The sequence below is a fragment of the Hyalangium versicolor genome (genome assembly GCF_020103695.1).
Lineage (GTDB): Bacteria > Myxococcota > Myxococcia > Myxococcales > Myxococcaceae > Hyalangium > Hyalangium versicolor.
Genome location: NZ_JAHXBF010000011.1, coordinates 119,983 through 142,743, shown reverse-complemented (window position 1 = coordinate 142,743; position 22,761 = coordinate 119,983). Strand labels below are relative to the sequence as shown.

The window sequence follows — 22,761 nt, the reverse complement described above, 5'->3', positions numbered from 1 at the left end:
CGAGTAGCCAGGGGCCCCGTCCTCGGTGGGGTGGGTCGCGCTCGGGCGCTCCTTACTGGAACTCGCCGCGGGCGCGGCTCTCGAAGCGGGTGAACTCCGAGAGGAACACCAGGTCGACCGAGCCCACGGGGCCGTTACGCTGCTTGGCGATGATCAGCTCCACGGGGATGGCGGTGCGGGACTTGGCGGCCTCCTCGCCGTCGGCGCCGCCCTCGCCCTCATCCTCGCGGTGGATGAACATCACCACGTCGGCGTCCTGCTCGATGGAGCCGGACTCACGCAAGTCGCTGAGCATCGGCTTGCCGCCCTTACGCTCCTCCACCTTACGGTTGAGCTGGCTGAGCGCGATGATGGGAACCTCCAGCTCCTTGGCCAACTGCTTGAGGCCACGGGAGATCTCGCTCACCTCGAGCTGGCGGCTCTCGACCTTGCCCTTCTGGTGCATCAGCTGGAGGTAGTCGATGACGATCAGCGACAGCCGCGAGTCCTTCTGCTTGAGCCTCCGCGCCTTGGCGCGCAGGTCGAACGGGGACAGGCCGCCCGAGTCGTCGATGTAGATGGGCGCGTTGTAGAGCTGGCCCGCCATCTCCTGGAACTTCTCCTCGTCGTTCTGGGTCAGCCGGCCGCCACGCAGCTTCTTCATGTCCACGCGCGCGCTCGAGGCCAGCAGACGCATCAGCAACTGGTCGGCGGGCATTTCGAGGCTGAAGATGGCCACCGCCTTGTCCTCCTTCAGCGCCGCGTGCATGGCGATGTTCATCGCCAGCGACGTCTTTCCGATGCCGGGGCGAGCCGCGAGGATGATGAGCTCGCCGGCGTGCAGGCCCGTGAGCTGGTTGTCCAGGTCGATGTAGCCCGTGCTCAGGCCCGTCACGCCCGTGGCCGAGGCCTTCATCTTGTCGAGCAGATCCAGCGTCTGCTCCATCAGCTCGCTGACGGCCCGGAGATCGCCCTCGCGCCGCTTCTCGGCCAGGATGAAGAGCTTGCGCTCGGACTCATCGAGCACCACCTCGATGTCGCCCGAGTCCTGGCTGGCCATCTCCATGATTTCGCGGCCGGCGTTGGCCAGCCGCCGCCGGAGCGCCTGATCCCGGACGATCTCCGCGTACTGCACCGCGTTGTGGGTGAAGGGGACGCCCTGGTCCAGCGTCATCAGGTACGCGGGGCCCCCCACGGCGGCCAGGTGCCCCAGCACCTTGAGCTCCTCGGCCAGCGTCAGGTGGTCCACCTGCCGGGCCGAGCCGTCCAGCTTGAGCATCGCGGCGAAGATGGCCGAGTGCTGGGGGCTGGCGAAGTCGTCCGGGTGGACCACCTCCGCCACGTTGGCGATCAGCGTGTTGTCGGCCAGCACGGCGCCGAGCACCGCGCGCTCCGCGGCAAGGTCTTCGAGAACCTTCCGCCCTTCACGACCATCGAGCACGTTGGACATGGCTTCGTCTCCACTCTACAGGCCAGGGCGCGGGCAAAAGAAGAGGGCCGCCCGGCGAACCGGACGGCCCTCAGGGAAGCAGGCGAGGGGAATCCCGTTACTCGGGGACGACCTCGACCTTGATCTTCGCCACCACCTCGCGGTGCAGCCGCAGCTCCACCTCGTGGTTGCCCACCGTCTTGATGGGCTCGGGCAGGTGGATGCCACGGCGGTCCACCTGCTGGCCCTGGGCGGCCAGCGCCTCGGCGATGTCCAGCGCGGTGACGGAGCCGAACAGCTTGTCCTGCTCGCCCACCTTGCGCTTGATGGTGACCTTGACGGAGCCGATCTTCTTGGCCAGCTCCTCGGCAGCGCCCTTCAGCTTGGCGTTGCGCGCGGAGATGACGCCCTTCTCGTGCTCCAGCTGGCGGATGTTCTGCTCATTGGCCAGCACCGCCTTCTTGCGAGGAAGGAGGAAGTTGCGCCCGAAGCCGTCCTTGACGGTGACGAGCTCCCCGGACTTGCCGAGGCCGTCGATGTCTTCACGAAGAATGACCTTCATGTGCTTTCTCCGAAGTCCCGGACGGGCCGACTAGCCCACCATCGCGTTGTAGGGGAGGAGCGCCAGGCCGCGAGCGCGCTTGATGGCCACGGCCACCTCGCGCTGGTGCTTCGCGCAGTTGCCAGAGATGCGGCGGGGAATGATCTTGCCGCGCTCCGTGACGAAGTACTTCAGGGTCGCCTGATCCTTGAAGTCCACCTTGGTGTTCTTCTCGGCGCAGAAGCGGCAGACCTTCTTGCGGCCAAAGCCACGTCCGCCGCGCTTGTCATCATCCATGCCGCCGCCGCGGTCGCCGCGATCGCCACCGCGATCCCGATCACCGCCGCGATCGCCGCGGTCACCACCACCGAAGCCGCCGCGGTCACCGCCGCCGAAGCTGCGGCCGCCACCGCCACCGCCGCCAGAGCGCGCGGGAGCCGAGGAAGTCGTCTTGTTATCCGTACCGTTCATGAGCGTTCTCGTTCTCGAAAGGGTCCGTGGAAGACCGAAGGGCGTTTAGGCCTCCTCGGTGCCCTCCTCCTCCGCCTCGCCACCCTCGTCGGCCGACTCGGAGCGGAAGCCGCCCGTGTCGCGATCGGGGGCGCCCGGACGGGTCTCCTCCACGTCGCCCGCCAGCTTCACGTCCTCGAGCACCGGCCGGGACTCGGGGTCCACCTCGTCGGCCAGCTTCACGGACAGGTAGCGCGTCACCTCGTCGAGGTTGCGCAGGTTGCGCTCCACCTCGGCCACCAGCTTCGAGTTGCCCAGGTAGTGGGTGTGCACGTAGATGGCGCGGGGCTGCTTGGCGATGGGGTAGAGCGTCTTCTTCTTGCCCCACACCGTGAAGCGGAGGACCTTGCCACCCTCGCGGCTGACGATGCCACGGACGCGCTCCTTGAGGCGGTCCACGTTGTCGTCAGTCAGGTCGGGCTTGACCAGGAAGATGGTCTCGTACTCACGAAGCCGCACCGCGGCCTGTGTCTCAGCCATGTTTTCTCTCCCCTTGGGGTCGAGTGCCCCCTGGCCAATCCAGGGAGCGGGGAAACGGTCGTCCGGCCCGAAGAGCCGTCCGCCGGGGACGGGAAACAGCGCGCCCGTCACCTTCGCGCTTCGTCCCGTGCGAACACGGGAAGATGGAAAAGAACATCCCCGCCCCCCGGGGGGGGAGGGGAGGGGTCTTCTACGGGGGGGCCCCCCTCAAGTCAAGGCGGGAGGTGGCCGTTTTGACGCGCTGTGGAACGGCTGGCCTCCCGGGAAGGGCTCAGGCCTTGCGGTTGAAGCGGTTCATCGCCGTGGCGAGCCCCTCGCGCACCCACGTCTCCGCCATGTCCGAGGCCTTGCCGATGAACTCCTCGAGCTGGCGCCGCTCCCCATCATCGAAGTTGGAGAGCACGTAGCCGGCCACGCGCTCCTTGGCGTTGGGCCCCTCCGGCTTGCTGATGCCGAAGCGCAGGCGGATGAAGCCGTCCGCGCCCAGGCTCTGCACGGAGCTCTTCAGCCCGTTGTGCCCGCCCGTGCCTCCGCCCGCCTTGAGCTGCAGCCGGCCGAAGGGCAGGTCCAGCTCGTCGTGGATGACGAGGATGTCCTCCACGGCGATCTTGTAGAAGCGCGCCGCCTCGGCCAGCGAGCGGCCGGACAGGTTCATATACGTCTGCGGCTCCACGAAGAGGATGCGCTCGCCGCCCAGCGAGCCCTGGCCCACCCGCGCCTGGAACTTCTCCTGGTTCAGCTCGGCGCGAGCGCGTGAGAGCAGCGCGTCCACCACCATGAACCCGATGTTGTGCCGGTGCCGCTCGTACTCGCGCCCCGGATTGCCCAGCCCGCAGATGAGCTTCATGGGAGGCTCCTAAAGAAAACGGGGCCGGCCCCGAGAGGCCAGCCCCGCTTCGGACAAACCAGCGCCAGATTACTTCTTCGCCGGAGCCTTGGCCGCACCCGCGGCCGCCTTGGCATCGCCCGCCTTGGCATCGCCCGCCTTGGCATCGCCTGCCTTGGCCGCCGGAGCCGCCGCGGCACCCGCCGCCGGAGCCGCAGCAGCAGCAGCAGCCTGCGGAACCTCCTCGCGCTCGGGTGCGCTGACCACGGCCAGCGTGTAGTTGACGTTCGTCTTCACCGACACGCCCTCGGGGAGCTTGATGTCGTTGACGTGGAGCACCATGGCGATCTTGAGGTGGGTGACATCCGCCTCGATCTTCTCCGGAATGGCCTGCGGCAGCGCCCACACCTCGAGCTCGCGGCGGGCCTGGGTGAGCAGACCGCCATCCGCGGTGCCCACGGCCTTACCGGTGAGCACCAGCGGCACGTTCACCTTGACCTTCTCGTTGTCCTTCACCGCGATGAAGTCGGCGTGGAGGATCTCGCGGGTGACGGGATCCATCTGGTAGTCCTTCAGCAGCACTTGGTGCGAGGCCCCGTCCAGCTTTAGGGAGATCAGCGTGTTGAGCTTGTGCGGGGTGTTGATGGACTGGCGGATGGCCTTCGGATCCAGCGCGACGTGCACCGGCGCCTGCAGGTGCTTGCCGTAGACGACGGCGGGCACCAGGCCCAGGCCGCGCAGCTTGCGAGCCGCGCCCTTGCCGGCGCCCTGACGGCTCTTCGCTTCGAGAGTAGACTTGTCGACGGACATGGAAATGCCTCTTCGGGGGACTGCGAGTGTCCACCGGATCGCCTGGCGCCCTCGGCATCCCGCCCCGATGGCGGGCCCCGAAGACGGCGCCTCATGGAGGGAGCCGGTGGAGTGGAGGTGGCACATGCCAGCCAGCGGGCCTGGAGTCAAGCCGCCCGCCAGCCTGGCGCACGCCTAGACGAACAGGGAGCTGAGCGAGTCGGCCCGGTGGATGCGGGCAATGGCCTCGCCGAACAGCCGCTCCGTGGTGAGCACGCGGATCTTCGAGCACGCCTGCGCCGCGGGCGCCAGAGGCACGGTGTCGGTGAAAACCACTTCCTCCAGCACCGAGTCGGTGATGCGCTGGATGGCCGGACCCGAGAGGACGGGGTGGACGGCGTAGGCAACCACCCGGCGCGCGCCCTTGTCCTTCAGTGCGGCGGCCGCCTGGGCCAGCGTGCCGGCGGTGTCCACCATGTCGTCCACCAGCACGGTGTCCTTGCCCTTCACATCGCCAATGAGGTTCATCACCTCGGACGAGTTGGGCCGCGGGCGGCGCTTGTCGATGATGGCCAGGCCCGAGTTCAGCCGCTTCGAGTAGGCGCGCGCGCGCTCCACGCCGCCCGCGTCCGGCGAGACGATCACCAGATCCTGCGTGTCCGGGAACCGCTTGCGCAGATCCTCGAGGAACACCGGCGAGCCGTAGAGGTGATCCGACGGGATGTTGAAGAAGCCCTGGATCTGCCCGGCGTGCATGTCCATGGACACCACGCGGTTGACGCCAGCCACCTCGAGCATGTCGGCGATCAGCTTGGCGGTGATGGGCGTGCGCGGCGCCACCTTCCGGTCCTGCCGGGCGTAGCCGTAGTAGGGCATGACCGCGTTGATCGAGCCCGCGCTCGCCCGCTTGAGGGCGTCGCAGATGATCAGCAGCTCCATGAGGTGATCATTGGCCGGCGGGCACGTGGACTGGATGATGAAGACGTCCTGTCCTCGGACGTTCTCACCGATCTCGACGTGGATCTCCCCGTCGGAGAAGCGGCCGACCGTCGCCTTGCCCAGCGGCCGCTTGAGATAATCGCTGATCCGCTGGGCCAGCCCCGGATTGGAACTGCCGGAGAACACCTTGAAGTCGTGAGCGAGCGCCATGCGCGCGCTACTAACCCGCCCACGCCCGCAAGGGAAGCGCCTTAGTCGGCCTCAGCGGCCATCAGGACATTGTGCAGCGAATGTCCGTTGGCCGTTTGCTTCTCGTACTCATGGAGGATGATCCGCTCCATCTCGCTGCGGGTGTCCGCATTGAGGGGATGGGCGATGTCCTTGTAGGTGCCGTCCTTGCGCTTCTTCGCGGGCATCGCGATGAAGAGCCCGGAGGCGCCGTGAATGACCTTGAGGTCGCGGATGACGAAACAGTGATCCAGGGTGATCGTCACATAGGCCTTCAGCTTGTCCTCTGCGACTGGAAACACCCGGACGTCGGTGATGTTCATGTGGCCCCCCACCAGGAACCCGAAAGAGCAGTGCTGGCGGGAAGCCTGGGACAAGGAGGCCCCTAAATGCAAGTCCCTCGCTACTCACTACGTTGTGCGGTTGTCATGCGAAGTGGGGCCAGTGGCGCACCAGGTGGGCCAGGAAGGCGAAGTGGTAGACGTTGATGATGGCGTAGATGAGGGCGCCTGCCCGAATGGCCAGTCGACTTGCGCGCAGGCCTCGGTGCATGCACAGCAGCGTCAGCCCCGCGTTCACGATCACGAGCTTGGACACCATGAACAGCAGAGGGGAGCTCTCGTACGCCGCGCGCATGAGCGGGTTGAGCTCCTCGGCCACGTCCAACTGGAGGAATGTGAGCGTGAACAGCCCGTCCAGGAGGTTGAGCACCAGCAGCGCCACCGAGGCCGGTGAGAGGTAGAACGACTCGAAGCTCGCCCAGAAACTCCGTACCTGCTGTTGTGCCGTCGCCGCCACCCGAACCTCCCGTGAGAATCTTGCGGGTAGGTTCATTCAAGAGTCTTGCCAGCTTCCCGGGCCTCTCCGGAAAGGAGCGGGCAGGCAGGCGTGAGCGGGGGCGCGGGGCAGGCCTCGAGAAGGAGGGCTGGGGCTCACGCCGTCATTGACTCCGTGGGGAGGCTGAATGAGTATCCGCGCGCCCTCCGCCCACGGACGGGGATCTTCTCGTGCACCAATTCCCCAAAGATATCGGGTGGATAGAGGTCATCTGCGGCTCGATGTTCTCCGGCAAGACGGAGGAGTTGATCCGCCGCGTCAAGCGCGCCGTCTACGGCAAGCAGCGCGTTCAGGTCTTCAAGCCGAAGCTGGATGACCGCTACGACGAGACCCAGGTCGTGAGCCACTCGCAGCTCAAACTGGTCTCTACGCCCATCGAGAGGGCTGAAGAAATTTTCTACCATTTGTCGCCTGAGACACAGGTGATCGGTATCGACGAGGTCCAATTTTTCGGTCCCGAGGTGGTGCAGGTGTGCGAGGCGCTGGCCAACAAGGGGCTGCGCGTCATCTGTGCGGGACTGGACCAGGACTACCAGGGGCGCCCCTTCGAGCCGATGCCGCAGCTGCTGGCGGTGGCCGAGTACGTGACGAAGGAGCTGGCCATCTGTGTGGTGTGCGGCAATCCGGCCAACCGTTCGCAGCGGCTGGCGGCTCGGGAGGAGCGGGTGGTGGTGGGGGCGGCGGGGGCCTACGAGGCGCGCTGCCGCAAGTGCCACGTGCCGGAGCCGGCGGAGGCCACGCCGCCCCAGACGCTCAAGCTGTTCGACTGAATCGAAGAGGAGGGTCCGATGCGCGACACGCTGTATGCCAACGTGCCGTTCCGGCTGAACGAGCTGAACCACCGGTATGGCCCGCAGGTCCATCTGGTGGGAAATCCTTTTCTCCTCTCCCAGTTGGCGACGTTGTGCGCCAAGGGGACGGTGCAGCCGCAGATCAACCGCCTGGTGGAGCTGCTGTATTCGGATCTGGTGAAGACGGTCATCAACGCGGAGTTCCCGCGGAAGATGGTGGCCATCCCCACGCGCATGGTGGATTCGACGCCGCAGGGCATCTTCCAGGGCGAGGTGATCGACGCGCACACGCGCGTGGTGACGGTGAACATCGCTCGGGCGGGGACGCTGCCTTCTCAGGTGACGTACGACTTGCTGAACGTCACGGTGGATCCGACGCTGGTGCGGCAGGACCACATCATCATGAGCCGGATGATCGATGCGGAGCACACGGTGGTGGGCTCGAACATCGGCGGAGCGAAGATCGGCGGGGACGTGGATGACGCGATCGTCCTGTTCCCGGATCCGATGGGCGCGACGGGCGGGAGCCTGTCGACGGCGATCTCGCTGTACAAGAACAAGGTGCCGGGGAAGCCTCGGCGGATCATCACGCTGAACCTGATCGTCACGCCGGAGTACCTGAAGCGGCTGACGACGGAGCACCCGGACGTGACGATCTACGCGCTGCGGCTGGATCGGGGCATGTCTCCGCCGGAGGTGTTCGGGACGGAGCCGGGGACGCACTGGGAGAAGGAGCGGGGGCTGGACGAGCGGCAGTACATCGTTCCCGGAGGCGGCGGCTTCGGGGAGATCATGAACAACGCGTACGTGTAGGGGACGAGCCGTGGCTTTCTACGAGAGTGACGTCGGGACGCTGATCGACGAGAAGAAGGTCCAGGCGCGGGTGCGCGAGCTGGGCGCGGAGATCACGCGGGATTACCAGGGCAAAGAGCTGACGCTGGTCTGCGTGCTGAAGGGCTCCACGTTCTTCGCGATGGATCTGGCGCGGGCCATTGATCTGCCGCTGACGCTCGAGTTCCTGGGGGTGTCCTCGTACCAGGGCGGGACGGAGACGACGGGCGAGGTGCGGATCACCACGGACGTGAGCAAGCCGATGGCGGGCAAGCACCTGCTGGTGATCGAGGACATCATCGACACCGGGCTGACGATGAGCTTCCTGCTGGAGAACCTGCGGGCGCGGCATCCGGCGTCGCTGAAGGTGGCGTCGCTGCTGGAGAAGCCGGCGCGGGCTCGGACGAAGATCCACATCGACTACAAGGGCTTCGTGATCGACGACGTGTTCGTCGTGGGCTACGGGCTGGACTACGCGGAGAAGTACCGGAACGTGCCCTTCATTGGAGTGATGAAGGGGAAGTAGGCACGTGGGGAGGGCGCTCGAAGACCCGGCTGCTCCTCTCGCCCAGGCGTGGAGAGGAGCGCAACCGGAGCACTCTCCTTGGCAGCCGTGACAGCCGGTGCTTCGTTAAGAGTGTTGCTCCTGCGGACAGCGTGAGCAGCGTCACCATGAGTCAACACTCATGGCGGGGACAGTCGAGGTCTGGGCGCCCCGCTTGGGAGGTGCCCCATGGCGAATGCTACGGCGAAGGTGGGTTCTCAGGCGGCAGGCGGTGAGGCAATCCGACGATACCTCGCCGAGTTCGTAGGAACCTTTGTTCTCGTGCTCGGAGGCGTGGGAGCTGCCGTCCTGGCGGGGGAGCGCATTGGCTTTCTGGGTGTCTCGTTCGCCTTCGGGCTGTCGCTGCTCGCGATGGTCTATGCCATCGGCCCCATTTCGGGCTGCCACGTCAACCCCGCGGTGACAATCGGCTTGATGCTGTGCGGGAAGATCGAGCGCCGGTATGTTCCGGGCTATCTCCTGGCCCAGTGCCTGGGGGCCATCGTAGCAGCGGGCATCGTGTTGTTGCTGGCGAGAGGGGCTCCAGAGGGCTACTCGGCAGCGGCGCAGGGGCTGGGAGCCAACGGGTTTGGGGCTCACTCGCCTGGGCAGTACGGCGCAGGTGCGGCCTTCCTGGCGGAGATCGTCCTTACCTTCCTGCTGGTGCTCACCGTCCTGGGGGCTACGGACGTGCGAGCGCCCGTTGGGTTCGCGGGCGTAGCCATCGGCCTCGTGCTGACATTGATCCACCTGGTGGGCATTCCCCTCACGAACACCTCGGTGAACCCGGCGCGCAGCCTGGGGCCTGCGGTATTCGTTGGGGGCTGGGCGCTGCAGCAGCTCTGGGTGTTCATCGTCGCCCCGTTGCTGGGTGGCGGGCTGGCCGCAGCGGTCTACCGAACCGTCCATCGCCCGGTGGTGGAGATCCCCGCCTCGCGAGCCGAGCAGGCCCTGGAGAGCGAACGAGCCGAGCGCGTTGTCCCTCGGCGGCCAGCGGAGAGCTGACGCCTCCGCGCCCTGCCTGTCTTGCTGCTCAGTCAGGTGGGACTGTCCGCGGACGCGGACGATTCGTCCGCGCTGGGAGACGGTGCGACTGTCGGCGTTCGCGGACGGTACTGCGAGATCAGGCTCCCCGTTGGCTACTTCTGACGGCGTCAGAAGTGCAACTCGGCCTCTCGCCAGGCCACTACACCCGAACTCCACGTAAGCCTCTGGAATCCTTGGGCTCAGTGCATCCGGTTCCCAGGGAAGCCCGTTTGGTGGAAAGACGATGAGCAGCCCCTCTGAGCCCCTTCACCTGGCAACAGGGGGCTTTCGCATGTCGCCTTGCGGAAGTTGGCGGGCTCCTGCTTGATCCCACTGGAGGCGCGCCGCCATGAGAATTGACTCCGTGACACGAAGAGCCATGGCGCTGAGCCTTGCCCTCATGCTCGTTTCCTGTGGCGCGCCGCGCTATTCGGAAGCTGGCCCTACGCGCTCCCAGGAACTGTCCAGGTACGCTCTCATCTTTGAGCAAAAACCCGATGGGCAGGTGACCCACTCCTGGATTCCGCTGAAGGAGCTTGACCTGGCGAAGTTCCAGCAGACCTTGAGCACAGCGAGCCCCTATCGAGGCATCGTGCGCGTCTCAACCTCCTCGGGGCTGAACGCGTATTGCGACGGACGCCATGACCAGTGCGTCAGGGACTGCCTCAACAGCAGCAGGCCATTCGTGATCGGCCACCGCAAATACATGGATACCCAGGCGCAGCCATGGCGCATCGCCAGGGGCTGGTGGTGTCGAACCAACTGCATGGAGGCCGCGATCGACTGCAAGAAGGGGCGCGGTGAATGGGCGGATGAATTCGCCGCTGAGTTCGATGCGATAGACCCTGCTGTTGACTGGATCAAGAAACACCGCACGGAGCTCGCCGTGGGCGCCGTCGTGGTCATCGCTGGCGTGGCCTTCGCTGTCGTGGTCGTTGGCTCTGCGGGAGCGGCTCTCGTGTTGGCGCCGCTCATCCTCATGACAGATGCCTCCCCGGAAATGCCTCCCGCCGCCCAGCTCGCGGAGGCATGCAGGTGATCCCTCATGATGCGCTGGCAACCACGGCGACGCTCATCGCGCCTCGCCGACAAGCCGCGAGCCTGGAAGGGCGTGAGGAGGAGGAGAAGCTCTGGCGCTACCTGCGGGCCCTCGGCGACTTCGTCCATGTCACCGGGCAGCTCTACAGCTTCGAGGCGTTCCTCCAGAAGACGGCTCCCACGGAACAACCTGCTGTCAGCGCATGCTTGAACTCGCAAGGGAGCCTCGCGAAGCTGGCGCTGGAGCTGTTGCTCCGGACCTTGGACGAAACCCCTGAGCCCGAGCAGAAGCGACATGTCCACGTGCTCATAGCGCTTCTGAACTTCATCGCGGATACGGGCCAGTTCGCCGATGGCGAGGACTTCTTCCTTCATCAACTCAAGTACGCCCCGGTAGCCATCGCGCACTTCCCCCACCGCGAGGAGGCGGAGGTTTGGCTCAAGGACGCCAAGGAGCCACCGAGCCCGGCCCGCATCCTCGTCGGCGATGAGTACTACCAATTCTGGTACACGCCCGAGGACAACACGCGCGGCATGTATCGCGACTACGCCGTGGAGCCAGCGATGGAGGTACTCACCGCGCGAGGAGTTCCTCCGCAGACGCCCTCGTTCGACACGCGCGAGGAAGCGGAGGCTTGGCTGGTGACTCACCCAGCCAGCCCCTATGCTTTCGTCCTCATCGCAGGGGAACTCCACTTCGCGGTCCACCACCGGAGACTGAAGCGCCATTCGCTGCACCCTGTGGCGTCAGCCCTGAAGGCGTGGGAGGAGCGCAAACGGGCCGTCGAGCGCGAGCAAACCCTCGAGCAGGAGTGAGCAGGTTCGACTCCTGCCTCTACTGACACGAGCAACCCAGTCATCTCCAGCGCTCGACCGCTCTCGTTGCGGCAACCTTGCTGCCCACGGTGTGGCCGGGCTTCGAACTCTCCGCCTTGCGAAGGCCCTCGACGATATCGCCACCCGGCACCAAGCTCGCTCGGAGCTCTTCGAGTACATCGTCGTCGTGGGCTACTGGCTGGACACGCGGAGAAGTACCGGAACCTGTCCTTCATTGGAGTCATGAAGGAGAAGGAGTATTCGTGCCGGTGTCATGACGACGCGATACGCGGTTCGGTTCGTGCCAACGTTTCATCCCGCGGCCGAGATCGAGGTGTGCTTCGGCCCGGAGGGCGAATACGTCCGGGTGCGAACTCATGGGCATGGAGAGCGAATTGCGCTCTCCACGGAACAAGGTGTGCGCTTCCTGGACGAGATGGCTGCACTCGCGCCGGAAAGCATCCCAGATGGGAAGGAGATGGGATTCGACGGATGCACCTTCACGTGCACGGTGCAGTATCCAGAGGGCCGGAAACACGTCTTTTCAGCTTGGAGTCCTTCTCGAGAGCAATCGCCGCAGCAACACGCCTTCATTTCCCTGATCTATCGGGCCGCAGAGGATGCAGCTCGACGGCCAGAGATCGTTAGGGTGTTGAAGCAGCTGTTTGGCTACTTCAACTAAGGGCGCGGAGTTGGTTGATCAGAACGCGGCGTCGAGCACCACGTCGTTCGCCGCGCCCACGCCCACGCCCACCTGGTAGGCGCTCACGCGACGCTCGAAGAAGTTCGTGAGCTCCTGCACATCCTGCAGGTCCATGAACGACAGCGGGTTCTTCACCCGGAAGATCGGCTGCATCCCCAGCATCATCAGCCGCTGGTCCGCCACGTACTCCAGGTACTGCCGCATCTCCTGCACCGACAACCCCGCCACTCCACCGCTCAGCAGGTCCTGCGCGAACAGCGTCTCGCACTCCACCGCCTCGCGCAGCATCTCGATCACGTCCGCCTGCATCCGCGCGTCGAACAGGTCCGGCTCCTCCTGCCGTGCCAGCTTGATCGCCTCGAAGGCGAACGCCATGTGCGCGCTCTCGTCCCGGAACACCCAGTTCGTTCCCGCCGCCAGTCCGTTCAGCAGACCCTTGCTCCGCAGGAAGTACACGTACGCGAACGCCGCGAAGAAGAAGAGCCCCTCGATGCACCCCGCGAAGCAGATCAGGTTCAGCAGGAACCGCCGCCGATCCTCCTTCGTCTTCGCCTCCTTCAAGTCATGGATCGAATCGATCCACTTCAGGCAGAACTGCGCTTTGCGCCGGATCGACGGGATGTTGTCGATCGCCGCGAACGCCTTCGCCCGGTCCGCCGGATCCGGCACGTACGTGTCCAGCAGCGTCAGGTAGAATTGCACGTGCAGCGCCTCCTCGAACAACTGGCGCGACAGGTACATCCGCGCCTCGGGCGCGTTGATGTGCTTGTAGAGGTTCAACACCAGGTTGTTCCCCACGATGGAATCGCCCGTCGCGAAGAACGCCACCAGCCGGTGGATCAGGTGCCGCTCCGCGTCCGTCATCTTGCTGCGCAGGTCCACCAGGTCCGTGGAGAAGTCCACCTCCTCCACCGTCCACGTGTTCTTGATGGCGTTCCGGTACATCTCGAAGAAGGCGGGGTACGCCATCGGGCGCAGCGTGAGGTTCATCCCGGGGTCCAGCAGCATCGGCGGCATCCTCTGAAGCAAATGGGGAAAGTCTGGGGGCGTAACGGAAGGAAAGGGGCGCCCCTCTCTCGAAACAGAGGGACGCCCCAGGTCAATCAAGGAAGGCAGGGGTGCAGCGGCCTACTGGCAGGCCTCGCACATCTCCGGGTTCTCCAGCGAGCAGGCCACCGCCTCGGCCTCCGTGTACTTCGGAGCCTCGGGCGCCGCCGTCACCACCGGAGCCGGAGCCGCCACAGGAGCCGCGCTGGCCGCAGGCATGTTCGGCGTCGAGGTGATGCTCGCCCCCGCCGGAGTGCCCACCGTGGCCTTCGCGATGCGCGTCGCCGGACGCGAGCGCATGTAGTACGTCGTCTTCAGCCCCTTCTGCCACGCGTAGAAGTACATCGAGGACAGCTTCCCGATGTTCGGCGCCTCCACGAAGAGGTTCAGCGACTGGCTCTGGTCGATGAACGCGCCCCGGTCCGCCGCCATGTCGATCAGCGAGCGCATGGGGATCTCCCACGCCGTCCGGTACACCGCCTTGAGGTCCGCCGGCAGCTCCGTCAGCTCCTGCACGCTGCCCTCGGACATCTTCATCCGCGAGCGCATCGACTCGTTCCACAGCCCCAGCGCCTGCAACTCCCGCACCAGGTACTTGTTCACCTGCAGGAAGTCACCCGACAGCGTCTCGCGCTTGAACAGGTTGGACACCTGCGGCTCGATGCACTCGTAGCAGCCCGCGATGGACGCAATCGTCGCCGTCGGCGCAATCGCGATCATCAGCGAGTTGCGCAGGCCGACCTTTTGGATCCGCGCGCGCAGCAGGTCCCAGCGCTCCTTGTCCTCGGGCACCACGCTCCACGAGTCGAACTGGAGCTCACCCCGCGCCGCCCGCGTGTCCGCGAACGCCAGGTGCGGCCCGTACTGCTCGGCCAGGTCGCACGAAGCGCAGAGCGCCGAGTAGTAGATCTCCTCCGAGATCTTCTTCGACAGCGCACGGGCCTCGGGCGCGTCGAACGGCAGCCGCAGCTGGAAGAACACGTCCTGCAGGCCCATCAGCCCCAGGCCCACCGGCCGCCACTTGCGGTTCGAGTCCGCCGCCGTCGAGATGGGGTAGTAGTTCAGGTCGATCACCCGGTCGAGCTGCCGGATGGCCAGCGCCACGTTCGTCCGCAGCCGCTCGAAGTCGAACTTCCCCTCGGTCATCATCCGGCCCAGGTTCAGCGAACCCAGGTTGCACACCGCCGTCTCCGAGGCGTTCGTCACCTCGAGGATCTCCGTGCACAGGTTCGACAGGTGGATGACGTTGCCGTCCTTCGCCGTCTGGTTGCTCTTCCGGTTGCTGATGTCCTTGAAGGTCATCCAGCCGTTACCCGTCTGCGCCAGCGTCTTCATGATGCGCGCATACAAGTCCCGCGCCTTCACCTTGCGGACCGCCAGGCCCTTCGCCTCGGCCTCGGCGTACGCCTTCTCGAAGGCCTCGCCGTACAGGTCCGTCAGGTGCGGAGTGGACTTCGGATCGAACAGGGACCACTCGGCGTCCGCCTCCACCCGGCGCATGAACAGGTCCGGCACCCAGTTGGCCAGGTTCAGGTTGTGCGTGCGGCGAGCCTCGTCACCCGTATTGTCTCGCAGCTCGAGGAAGTCCTCGATGTCCGCGTGCCACGTCTCCAGGTACACGCAGCACGCGCCCTTGCGCTTGCCTCCCTGGTTCACCGCCGCCACCGACGCGTCCAGCGTCTTCAGCCACGGGACGATTCCGTTCGAATGTCCGTTCGTCGACTTGATCAGCGAGCCGCGCGCCCGCACCCGGTGGTACGCCACGCCGATGCCGCCCGAGAACTTCGAGAGCATCGCCACGTCCGTGTACTTCTTGTAGATGGCCTCCAACTCGTCCGTCGGCGAGTCCAGGAGGAAGCAGCTCGACAGCTGCTCGTGCCGAGTGCCCGCGTTGAACAGCGTGGGCGAGCTGGGCAGGTACTCCAGCGAGCTGAACAGCCGGTACAGCTCGATGGCGTCCTTCGCCGAGTCCGTCAGCGCGCACGCCACGCGCAGGAAGAAGTCCTGCGGCGTCTCGATGACTTCACGCGTCTGCGGGTTCTTCAGCAGGTACCGGTCATAGACGGTGCGCAGGCCGAAGTACTCGAACAAGTCGTTGCGCGACGGATCGATGGCCGCGTTCAGCTTGCGCGCGTTGGTCTGCACGAACTGCAGCAGCCGGTCCGCGATGAGCCCATGCTTGTGGCCTGAGGCCACCGACTGCGAGAAGGAGTGGATCTCCTGGTTGGAGACTTCCTTCTGGATATAGGTGGCCAGCAGCCGGGCCGACAGGCGCGCGTACTCGGGCTCGTCGACGATGAGCGCCGCGGCCGTCTGGATGGACAGACTGTCCAGCTCCTTCGTCGTGGCCCCGTCATACAGGCCGCTGATCGTCTTCGTGGCCACCCGGAGCGCGTCCACCCGCTGGAGGCCCACACAGCACCGGCTCACCGCCCGGACGATCTTGTTGAGATCCACCGGCTCCGTGTTCCCGTTGCGTTTGCGCACCCGCATCATCGTGGGCGCCAGCTCAGCGGCGGGCGTCTGCGGCGCGGCCTCCGGAGCGGGCATGGGCGGGACGACAGAAGCGGACTTCGCGGCGGGGGTCTCAACGTTCACGGGCGGCGCACTCCCAGTGAAGATGCGGCGCACAGACCTCTCCCGTTCGGAAACCGGGGGGGCTTGCCGCATCCGTTTCAGGTTGTAAAAAAGGTTACCCAGCAGGCCCCCCGTCCCTGGGACGGGCAGCAAGGGGAGGCACAACCTATTGGGGGGCCCGCCCGGTGTCAACGCGAGATCTAGGGTTCGGCCGGGCGCGCGGATTGCAATCTATGATCAGTAGATGACGCTTCTTTCCGCGTCACAAAACGATGTTTCAGGGCCCCAGCAAGAGGTGGGCCTGACCCACCCTCGTGAGGCAGTTTCCAGGCCCCAAAAACCCGCTACTCCTGGGCCTGATCCGGGCGTTCATTTCCGACCATTCTGGACCCTCAGAAACAGGGGTTTTCGCGCCCGTTTCGGCTGATCCCCTGGTTGTCGGGCATGTTCCTACCTGTAGCACCGTGGGGTTCGGAAGGCGGAAGCTCAGGGCGTCCCGCCGCCGGCGTCGCGACCATCCTGGGCGGCCTCGGGAGGCACCGTCTGGGGCTCGCCGGCCGGGGGAGGGGGCTTGGGGGCAGCGGGGGTAGGGGGGGCGGCCTGTTCCTGCGACGGGGGCGCGCTGAGGGTGTGCACGGCCTTGCGGAGAGACTCCTCCAGCGTGGTGGCGGCCGGTTCCACCAGGGTCAGCATCTGGTTCGCGTTGCGCGAGTGCCGGTTGTCGCTCTCGGAGGCCAGCCGGAGCTGGGAGAGGGCCTCGTTGATGAGCTTGCGCGCATCGTCCATCTTCTGCCGGGCCTGGTAGTAGGCCACCTCCGCCAGCATCCGCTTGAGGGTGGAACGTTGCTCCTCGCTCAGCCCGGTGAGGCGCTCGGCACGGCGCAGGTAGTAGACGCCGCGCTCCACCCGCTGGGGCTCGTCCGAGGCAATGCGCGGCCGGGCCAGCGCCTCCAGCTCTGAGAAGAGGGCCCGGTCCAGCTCATCCCGCTCGCTGAAGCGCTCGGCGAGGAGACGCAGGGGGACGTCATGGTCCTCCAGCGGGATGGGAGCGTAGGTGTCCGCCAGGCCCACGTCGCTCGGCTGGAAGGGCGTGGCGCCCCAGGGCAGCATCCGCCCCTTCATGACGATGAGCTGCCGGTTCTCCACCAGCAGTGTGAAGGTGCGCGCGTTGAGCTGGGAGAGCAGGAACGCCACCGCCCCGCCCATCGCCAGCACGAGCAGTGTGACCACCAGCCGTGTGAGGGCTCGCATCGCTCGGGAGCCGAGGCCCTGCTGTGGGTTGCCGTTCATCGTGCCTGCTCTCCTATCATCCGATCGTCCGGCCCGGTTTCTGGGGCGGCGCTTTCCTTGGGACCTGAGTCCCGGCAGCTATACTCCCATCCGCCAAGCTGCCCATGCATCCCACATTCCGCCGCATGGGGCCCAGTGAACTGCTGCCCCGCTACATCTTCGTGGAGAGCCTCATCGCCCGCAGGCGGGTGCTCGAGGTGGACTCGGTAGCCTCCACGGGCGGCGAGAGCGCCCGGTTCCTGTTGGAGCGCGGCGCCCGGGTGGTGGTGGCGTGTGACTCGGACATGGCCGCCGTCGAGGCCGCGCAGAAGGCCCATGGTGGCGCCACGCTGCGCTACCGCGCCAACGTCTTTGAGGACCTGGAGCCGGGCAGCTTCGACACCGTGCTGGTGGCGGACCTGGCGCCCTACGTGCGCGCCCCGGCGCTGCTGGCGGAGCTGGCGCGGCTCGTGTCGAAGCAGGGCTACCTGATTGGAGGCCTGCGCAACATCGGCGGCCTGGCCCTGTGGCAGCTCATGGAGGTGGAGGAGGGCGTTCCGCCCACGTACGGGCAGCTGCTGGATGTGTTCTCGGCGCACTTCCCTCATGTGGAGGTGGCCACCCAGAGCCCGTTGCTCGGGTACCAGCTCGCCTTCGAGCGCGGGGAGGGCCTCCAGGTGGATGGCTCGCTCATCCGCGGTGGCGAGGCGGCGTACTTTGTCGTGATGGCCGGCCAGGAGCCGGCGCGGATTGTGGACCCTACCTGGGTGCAGTTGCCTCCAGAGCCTCTCGCGTTCACTCGGGGGCGACTGGACGAGATGGCCCAGCGCGCCAAGGCCTGGGAGGAGCGGGCCGGGAAGCAGAAGGAGCTCGTCACCAAGATGCGCGCGGAGCTGTCCGACCGCGAGGCGGAGGTGACGGCGCTGCATCCAAAGCTGGAACTCGCTCGGGACGAGGTGGCGAGGCTCACCGCGCAACTGGAGCAGGCTCGGGGCACCACCGAGCAGGCCCGTGAGCGGGACGAGCTGGCCGCGAAGCTGCGGCGCCGCGAGCTGGAGCTGCAGGTGGCTCAGGAGCGGCTCACGGATGCCGAGCGGCGGATGACGCAGCAGCGCCTGGAGCTGGAGGGCGTGCAGCGCATCCAGGCCGAGGCGGGTGTGCAGGTGCTGGCGGCTCAGGAGGCACAGCGGCTGGAGCGGGCCCGGCGCGAGGAGGTGGCTGCCGGGCTGGAAGAGACGCGCGAGCGGTTGACCCAGGCGTATGCCGAGGTCCGGGATCTGCAGGACGAGCTGTCGAACCTGCGGATTGCGCGGGAGAAGGATCGGCTCGCGGCGGATCGGGCGCAGGAGCAGGTGGAGGATCGGCGGCGGCAGGCGGAGGCGGCGCGGGAGCGGGAGCTGCGCATCGCCGAGCAGTACTCGCAGGCCCTGGCCGCGGTGGAGCACCTGAAGGCCGAGCTGGCTCAGGTGAAGGAGGACTCCAAGGCTTCCGGTGATGCGCTGCTCCTGAAAGAGGCGGAGCTGGCGCGGGTGGCCCGGGGGCTGGAGGAGGGTCGGCAGCGGGTGACGGCGGCCGAGGCCGAGCGTCAGGCCGCGGAGGACCGTCTGGCGGAGCGCGAGGCGGAGCTGCGAGCGCTGGGGACGGAGCTGGCATCGGCACGTGCGGACGCGGCCCGGCTGACTGCGGAGCTGGAGGAGCTCAAGCGTGTCGAGCTCGCGGTACGGGCGTCGGCGGAGAAGCTCGAAGCGGATCTGCTCACGGCCGGTGTCCGCATGGCGGACCTGGAGGAGGATCGCGAGAAGGCCGCTGCGGCGTTCGCGCAGTCGCTCGAATCGGAGCGGGAGTTGGGGGCGCAGCGGCTGGCCCAGGCTGTCGAGGAGGAGCGGACTCGGACGGAGGCGCTCGGGGTGAAGCTCGCGCGGGAGACGGCGGCGCGCGAGGCCCTGGAGCAGCAGCTCGAGCAGGTCCGGGCGCTGAGTCAGAGCGAGTCGGCGGCGCGGACGGCTACGGCGCTGGCGCTGGCCGAGGCGGAGCAGAAGCTCCAGGAGCTGACGGAGACGCGCGCGAAGCTGCAGCGGCAGGTGGCCGAGGCTTCGGCGGAGCTTGAGATCGCCCAGGGTGATCTCACTGCGGAGCGGGCGCGGAGCGGCGGTCTGGAGCGGGAGCTGGCGGGTCTCCGGGCGGAGCTGGAGATTGGGGCACTGCAGCGGACGGAGCTGGAGAAGAAGCTCACCGGCCTGCAATCCGAGATCGGCGCTGGGGAGGAGCTGCGCGACGAGCTGCAGCGAGATCTGACGGGGCTTCGTGCCGAGCTGGACGCTGGTGCGAGACAGCGCGCCGAGCTGGAACAGAAGCTGGCCGGGCTTCGTGCCGAGCTGGAGGAGGGAGCGAAGCAACGCGCCGAGCTGGAGCAGCGGCTGGCCGGGTTGCAGGCGGAGCTGGAGGCGGCGGAGCAGCGGCGCGGCGCGCTGGAGCAGCAGCTGGCCGGGCTTCAGACGGAACGTGACGGGCTGGAGCAGCAGCTGGCGGGAGTCCGGGCGGAGCTGGAAACCGGGGCCCAGCAGCGGGCAGAGCTGGAGAAGAAGCTCACCGGCTTGCAGTCCGAGTTCGATGCTGGGGAGGAACTGCGCGAGGAGTTGTCCGAGGAGCTGACCGGCCTGCGGTCGGAGCTCGACAGCGAGCGTCAGGCGCGAAGTCAGGCGGAGGCCCTGGCGGCTCGGACGGGCGAGACGCTCGAGACGGAGCGGCAGGAGCGTTCCCGGATCGAGGTGGAGCTGGCGGAGGTCCGGTCGGTCCTGGAGACCGAGCGCGGGGAACGAGCCCGTTCGGGAGATGCGCTGGCTCAGCTCCGGGTGGATTTCGACGGCGAACGGGGGTTGCGCACCCAGGCCGAAGCGGCTCTGGCACAGGCCCAGGCGGCGCTCGAGGCGGAGCAGACTCGGCGCGCGCAGGTCGACACGATGCTGGAGAAGCTCCGGGCCGCGCTCTCCGAGGAGCAGGGGCAGCGCACCCGGACCGACGAGACGCTCGCGAAGACGCGGGAGGAGCTCGCCACGGAGCGCCAGGAGCGTGCCCGGCTGGAAGAAGCACTCGCGGCGCTGCGGGCCCAGCTCGACTCGGAGCAGAGTGGGCACTCGCAGGACGTGGAGGCGCTCGCGGCGTCGCAGGCGGCGCTCAGTGCGGAGCGGCAGCGGCGTATGGAGGCGGACGAGCTGCTGTCCCGCCTGCGCTCGGAGTACGCGGCGGAGCAGGAGCAGCGCTCGCAGGTGGAGGCGGCCCTGGCGCAGTCCCGGGCCGTGCTCGAAGCAGGGGGCCAGGAGCAGCGGCGGTTGGGCACCTCGCTCGAAGAGGTGCGCGCGGAGCTGGCCACGGAGCGCGAGGCGCACGTCCGGCTCGACGATTCGCTGAAGACCGTCCGGGCGGAGCTCGAGGCCGAGCGTCAGGGGCGCTCCGAAGGAGAGGCGGGGCTGGCGGAGCTGCGTACTGCCTTCGCGGCGGAGCGGAAGGAGCGCGAAGCCGTCGAGACCTCGCTCGCACAGGTCCAGGAGACGCTGGACACGGAGCAGCGCGAGCGCGAGCAGATCGCGGCCCTGCTCTCGGAGGCTCGAAACGGCTGGACGTCCGAGCGCGAGGCGGGGACCCGGCTGCGCGCCGAGCTGGAGGCGCTCGACCAGCGGCTGGCGGAACAGCGCACGGCCCATGAGGAACTGAAGGCTCTTCTTGATCGGGAACGTGGCGCGAACGCGGAGAGCCTCGCCGCGGCGGAGGTCCGTGAGAAGGACCTCCGAGCGACGCTGGAGCGCCTGGAGGCCGAGAAGACCTCGGTCGAAGGTACTTCTCGGGAGCAGCGGGCCGCGTTGGCGGAGCAGGGCGCCCGGGTGGCCACGCTGGAGCATGCGCTCGCGGAGGCGGAGGCGCGGACCCGTCAGCTCACCACCCGGGTGGAAGAGGGGAACGCGGCGCGGGCGCAGGAGCTGGTGCAGGCCCGCGAGCGGGAGGTTGCGTGGGATGCCGAGCGCCAGCGCCTGCTGGCCGGAGTGGCTCAGTTCGAGGCAGCTCGCGGCGAGATCATGCGGCTGGGCGCTGAGCTGCAGCGCATGAGCCAGGCCCTGCAGCAGCGGGACTTCCACCTCGCGCGGCTCGACGCCGAGCTGAACGACACGAGGGCGCGTCTGAAGGCCGAGCACGAGCAGGCGGAGTTGCTCGGGGTGCAGCTCGAATCCGCGCGGCGGTTCGCGGGCCGAGCCTCCACGGCGGAGGCCTCGTTGGAAGCCGAGCGCGCGGCGTTGGAGGCCGCTCGCACCGATCTGGAGTCCACACGCTCCGAGCTCGCGAAGGCCCAGGACTCGCTCCGAGCGGAGCAGGAGCGGAGCGGGACCCTCGAGAAGGAAGGCGCGGCCGCGCTGGAGACGAGCCGCGGCGAGCTGGCCCAGGCCAACGAGGCACTGCGTACCAGCCAGGAGCGCATCAGCCGTCTCGAAGCGGATCTGACCGCGCTGGAAGCCGCCCGAGCGGATCTGGCCAAGGCGAACGAGACGCTCCGGGCAGAGCAGGAGCGCCTCAGCCGCATCGAGTCCGAGCGCACCGCCCTGAACTCCGAGCGCGAGCGTCTCCAGTCGGATCTCACGGTGGCCAAGGCGGCGCGGGTGCGGTTGGAGGGCAAGGTCTCGACGCTGGAGAGCGCAGCCGCGGAGGCGACGAGACTGCTTGAGACAGAGCGGGCCGAGCGCGCGCGTCTCACCCAGGCGGCGGAAGGAGCCCAGGAGACGAGCCGTCAGCGCGAGAAGGAGAGCGCTGAGGCATTGTCGGCGGCCCAGCAGCGCGCGAAGGAAGCCTCCGAGGTGGCGGAGTCGGCGCGGCAGCGTGAGAAGGAGGCCACCGAGCGCCTCGCCGCGCTCCAGCGCGAACTCCCGATGCTCCGCGAGGAGGCGGAGAGCCTGGGAGCCGAGAAGAAGATCCTCCTGGAAGACCAGACGAGGCTCGAGACGCGGGTGCGAGAGCTCACCTCTCGGCTGGAGGAAGCCGAGGCAGGGAAGGCCCCTGCCGTCGATCCCGCCATGGCCGAGGAACTGGAGCGGCTCAAGGGCGAGCGAGACGCCCGTGAGACCGAGCTGAAGGACCTGCGAGAGGGCCTGGCCCGGGCGAAGACCCAGGAAGAGGAACTGCGCACCACCCTGTCCGAGCGGGAAACCGAGCTGGCCAACCTTCGACGCGCGGCGGCATCCCGACCCGTCACGTCCCCCGGGCAGCCCGCCGAACCAGCCCGCCGTCCCGCGACCCAACCTCCCATCCCCGGAGCACCCACGGCCCGGCCACCCGGAGCTAGCGCTGCGGCAGGTCCCCCGGTTCTCCGGCCCGGAGCGGGCGCCGTCCCGCCCACGCCTGTTCGCACGCCTGCTCCCGGAACGGGCTCCAGGCCCGCGTTGGCCCCCACTCCGGGTGCAACAGGGGGACCTCCTGTCCTCACGCCCAGCTCGGGTGCCGCATCGGGTCGGCCTGCCACCTCTCCGCCCATCCCGAACCCGGGGGTCCCCCCCAAGGTAGACGGGCAGGAGTGATGT

Annotated in this window: 20 protein-coding genes; 8 read left to right on the top strand and 12 right to left on the bottom strand. The window is 67.5% G+C overall.

The window, feature by feature from the left end; genetic code table 11:
• Window positions 1-52 precede the first annotated feature (52 nt).
• The 9 genes from dnaB to KY501_RS23425 form a co-directional block, all read right to left on the bottom strand.
• The gene (gene dnaB, locus KY501_RS23465; protein ID WP_224365481.1) at window positions 53-1,429 is read right to left on the bottom strand and encodes a replicative DNA helicase; all 1,377 of its coding nucleotides are present in this window, start codon (window positions 1,427-1,429) and stop codon (window positions 53-55) included.
• A gap of 97 nt (window positions 1,430-1,526) precedes the next feature.
• The gene (rplI, locus tag KY501_RS23460) at window positions 1,527-1,970 is read right to left on the bottom strand and encodes a 50S ribosomal protein L9 (protein WP_224365480.1); all 444 of its coding nucleotides are present in this window, start codon (window positions 1,968-1,970) and stop codon (window positions 1,527-1,529) included.
• 30 nt (window positions 1,971-2,000) lie between these two features.
• Complete coding sequence (rpsR, locus tag KY501_RS23455; protein WP_224365479.1) at window positions 2,001-2,420, bottom strand: 30S ribosomal protein S18; 420 nt, start codon at window positions 2,418-2,420, stop codon at window positions 2,001-2,003.
• 45 nt (window positions 2,421-2,465) lie between these two features.
• Entirely contained in the window at window positions 2,466-2,939 is a 474-nt protein-coding gene (rpsF, locus tag KY501_RS23450; protein WP_224365478.1) for a 30S ribosomal protein S6, read from the bottom strand.
• A gap of 271 nt (window positions 2,940-3,210) precedes the next feature.
• Window positions 3,211-3,786 (bottom strand): aminoacyl-tRNA hydrolase, encoded by a 576-nt coding sequence (gene pth / locus KY501_RS23445; RefSeq protein WP_224365477.1) that lies wholly within the window; start codon window positions 3,784-3,786, stop codon window positions 3,211-3,213.
• Between the two features lie 69 nt (window positions 3,787-3,855).
• Window positions 3,856-4,575: a 50S ribosomal protein L25/general stress protein Ctc gene (locus KY501_RS23440; protein WP_224365476.1), complete on the bottom strand. Its 720-nt coding sequence runs from the start codon at window positions 4,573-4,575 to the stop codon at window positions 3,856-3,858.
• 174 nt (window positions 4,576-4,749) lie between these two features.
• On the bottom strand, window positions 4,750-5,703 hold the full coding sequence (locus KY501_RS23435) for a ribose-phosphate pyrophosphokinase (RefSeq protein ID WP_224365475.1): 954 nt from the start codon (window positions 5,701-5,703) through the stop codon (window positions 4,750-4,752).
• A 41-nt stretch (window positions 5,704-5,744) separates the two neighbouring features.
• Entirely contained in the window at window positions 5,745-6,044 is a 300-nt protein-coding gene (gene spoVG, locus KY501_RS23430) for a septation regulator SpoVG (protein WP_224365474.1), read from the bottom strand.
• A 103-nt stretch (window positions 6,045-6,147) separates the two neighbouring features.
• On the bottom strand, window positions 6,148-6,555 hold the full coding sequence (locus KY501_RS23425) for a DUF5658 family protein (RefSeq protein ID WP_373691636.1): 408 nt from the start codon (window positions 6,553-6,555) through the stop codon (window positions 6,148-6,150).
• 173 nt (window positions 6,556-6,728) lie between these two features.
• On the opposite strand from KY501_RS23425, the gene KY501_RS23420 reads away from it, so the two are divergent.
• From KY501_RS23420 to KY501_RS23390, 7 genes are all read left to right on the top strand, one after another.
• Window positions 6,729-7,328: a thymidine kinase gene (locus KY501_RS23420; RefSeq protein ID WP_224365472.1), complete on the top strand. Its 600-nt coding sequence runs from the start codon at window positions 6,729-6,731 to the stop codon at window positions 7,326-7,328.
• An 18-nt stretch (window positions 7,329-7,346) separates the two neighbouring features.
• The gene (locus KY501_RS23415; RefSeq protein ID WP_224365471.1) at window positions 7,347-8,162 is read left to right on the top strand and encodes a uracil phosphoribosyltransferase; all 816 of its coding nucleotides are present in this window, start codon (window positions 7,347-7,349) and stop codon (window positions 8,160-8,162) included.
• 10 nt (window positions 8,163-8,172) lie between these two features.
• Window positions 8,173-8,706, top strand: a complete 534-nt coding sequence (gene hpt, locus KY501_RS23410) for a hypoxanthine phosphoribosyltransferase (RefSeq protein WP_224365470.1) — start codon at window positions 8,173-8,175, stop codon at window positions 8,704-8,706.
• A 207-nt stretch (window positions 8,707-8,913) separates the two neighbouring features.
• Entirely contained in the window at window positions 8,914-9,729 is an 816-nt protein-coding gene (aqpZ, locus tag KY501_RS23405) for an aquaporin Z (RefSeq protein WP_224365469.1), read from the top strand.
• Between the two features lie 400 nt (window positions 9,730-10,129).
• Window positions 10,130-10,789, top strand: a complete 660-nt coding sequence (locus KY501_RS23400; RefSeq protein ID WP_224365468.1) for a hypothetical protein — start codon at window positions 10,130-10,132, stop codon at window positions 10,787-10,789.
• Window positions 10,780-11,604 carry a hypothetical protein gene (locus KY501_RS23395; protein WP_224365467.1) on the top strand — a complete coding sequence of 275 codons (825 nt, stop codon included), beginning with the start codon at window positions 10,780-10,782 and terminating at the stop codon, window positions 11,602-11,604. Before KY501_RS23400 ends, KY501_RS23395 begins: the two co-directional genes overlap by 10 nt.
• A gap of 274 nt (window positions 11,605-11,878) precedes the next feature.
• A complete protein-coding gene (locus tag KY501_RS23390) occupies window positions 11,879-12,286 on the top strand; it encodes a hypothetical protein (protein ID WP_224365466.1) in 408 nt (135 codons plus the stop codon).
• An 18-nt stretch (window positions 12,287-12,304) separates the two neighbouring features.
• Here KY501_RS23390 and KY501_RS23385 read toward each other — a convergent pair whose 3' ends face one another.
• The 3 genes from KY501_RS23385 to KY501_RS23375 form a co-directional block, all read right to left on the bottom strand.
• On the bottom strand, window positions 12,305-13,315 hold the full coding sequence (locus KY501_RS23385; protein WP_224365465.1) for a ribonucleotide-diphosphate reductase subunit beta: 1,011 nt from the start codon (window positions 13,313-13,315) through the stop codon (window positions 12,305-12,307).
• A gap of 120 nt (window positions 13,316-13,435) precedes the next feature.
• On the bottom strand, window positions 13,436-15,904 hold the full coding sequence (locus tag KY501_RS23380; RefSeq protein WP_255636805.1) for a ribonucleoside-diphosphate reductase subunit alpha: 2,469 nt from the start codon (window positions 15,902-15,904) through the stop codon (window positions 13,436-13,438).
• A gap of 513 nt (window positions 15,905-16,417) precedes the next feature.
• Complete coding sequence (locus KY501_RS23375) at window positions 16,418-17,221, bottom strand: IF-2 protein (RefSeq protein WP_224365463.1); 804 nt, start codon at window positions 17,219-17,221, stop codon at window positions 16,418-16,420.
• A gap of 104 nt (window positions 17,222-17,325) precedes the next feature.
• Between KY501_RS23375 and KY501_RS53680 the strand changes: the two genes are divergently transcribed.
• Window positions 17,326-22,758 (top strand): methyltransferase domain-containing protein, encoded by a 5,433-nt coding sequence (locus tag KY501_RS53680; RefSeq protein ID WP_304608634.1) that lies wholly within the window; start codon window positions 17,326-17,328, stop codon window positions 22,756-22,758.
• Window positions 22,759-22,761: the final 3 nt, after the last annotated feature.

Bases quoted from the DNA above. Each gene is read 5' to 3' on its own strand.
- dnaB (WP_224365481.1), bottom strand. From the start codon at position 1,429: ATGTCCAACGTGCTCGATGGTCGTGAAGGGCGGAAGGTTCTCGAAGAC.
- KY501_RS23385 (WP_224365465.1), bottom strand. From the start codon at position 13,315: ATGCTGCTGGACCCCGGGATGAACCTCACGCTGCGCCCGATGGCGTAC.
- rpsR (WP_224365479.1), bottom strand. From the start codon at position 2,420: ATGAACGGTACGGATAACAAGACGACTTCCTCGGCTCCCGCGCGCTCT.
- KY501_RS23415 (WP_224365471.1), top strand. From the start codon at position 7,347: ATGCGCGACACGCTGTATGCCAACGTGCCGTTCCGGCTGAACGAGCTG.
- rplI (WP_224365480.1), bottom strand. From the start codon at position 1,970: ATGAAGGTCATTCTTCGTGAAGACATCGACGGCCTCGGCAAGTCCGGG.
- KY501_RS23375 (WP_224365463.1), bottom strand. From the start codon at position 17,221: ATGAACGGCAACCCACAGCAGGGCCTCGGCTCCCGAGCGATGCGAGCC.
- KY501_RS23425 (WP_373691636.1), bottom strand. From the start codon at position 6,555: ATGAACCTACCCGCAAGATTCTCACGGGAGGTTCGGGTGGCGGCGACG.
- KY501_RS23435 (WP_224365475.1), bottom strand. From the start codon at position 5,703: ATGGCGCTCGCTCACGACTTCAAGGTGTTCTCCGGCAGTTCCAATCCG.
- KY501_RS23395 (WP_224365467.1), top strand. From the start codon at position 10,780: ATGCAGGTGATCCCTCATGATGCGCTGGCAACCACGGCGACGCTCATC.
- KY501_RS23390 (WP_224365466.1), top strand. From the start codon at position 11,879: ATGACGACGCGATACGCGGTTCGGTTCGTGCCAACGTTTCATCCCGCG.
- aqpZ (WP_224365469.1), top strand. From the start codon at position 8,914: ATGGCGAATGCTACGGCGAAGGTGGGTTCTCAGGCGGCAGGCGGTGAG.
- KY501_RS23400 (WP_224365468.1), top strand. From the start codon at position 10,130: ATGGCGCTGAGCCTTGCCCTCATGCTCGTTTCCTGTGGCGCGCCGCGC.
- KY501_RS23440 (WP_224365476.1), bottom strand. From the start codon at position 4,575: ATGTCCGTCGACAAGTCTACTCTCGAAGCGAAGAGCCGTCAGGGCGCC.
- KY501_RS53680 (WP_304608634.1), top strand. From the start codon at position 17,326: ATGCATCCCACATTCCGCCGCATGGGGCCCAGTGAACTGCTGCCCCGC.
- pth (WP_224365477.1), bottom strand. From the start codon at position 3,786: ATGAAGCTCATCTGCGGGCTGGGCAATCCGGGGCGCGAGTACGAGCGG.
- rpsF (WP_224365478.1), bottom strand. From the start codon at position 2,939: ATGGCTGAGACACAGGCCGCGGTGCGGCTTCGTGAGTACGAGACCATC.
- KY501_RS23380 (WP_255636805.1), bottom strand. From the start codon at position 15,904: ATGCCCGCTCCGGAGGCCGCGCCGCAGACGCCCGCCGCTGAGCTGGCG.
- spoVG (WP_224365474.1), bottom strand. From the start codon at position 6,044: ATGAACATCACCGACGTCCGGGTGTTTCCAGTCGCAGAGGACAAGCTG.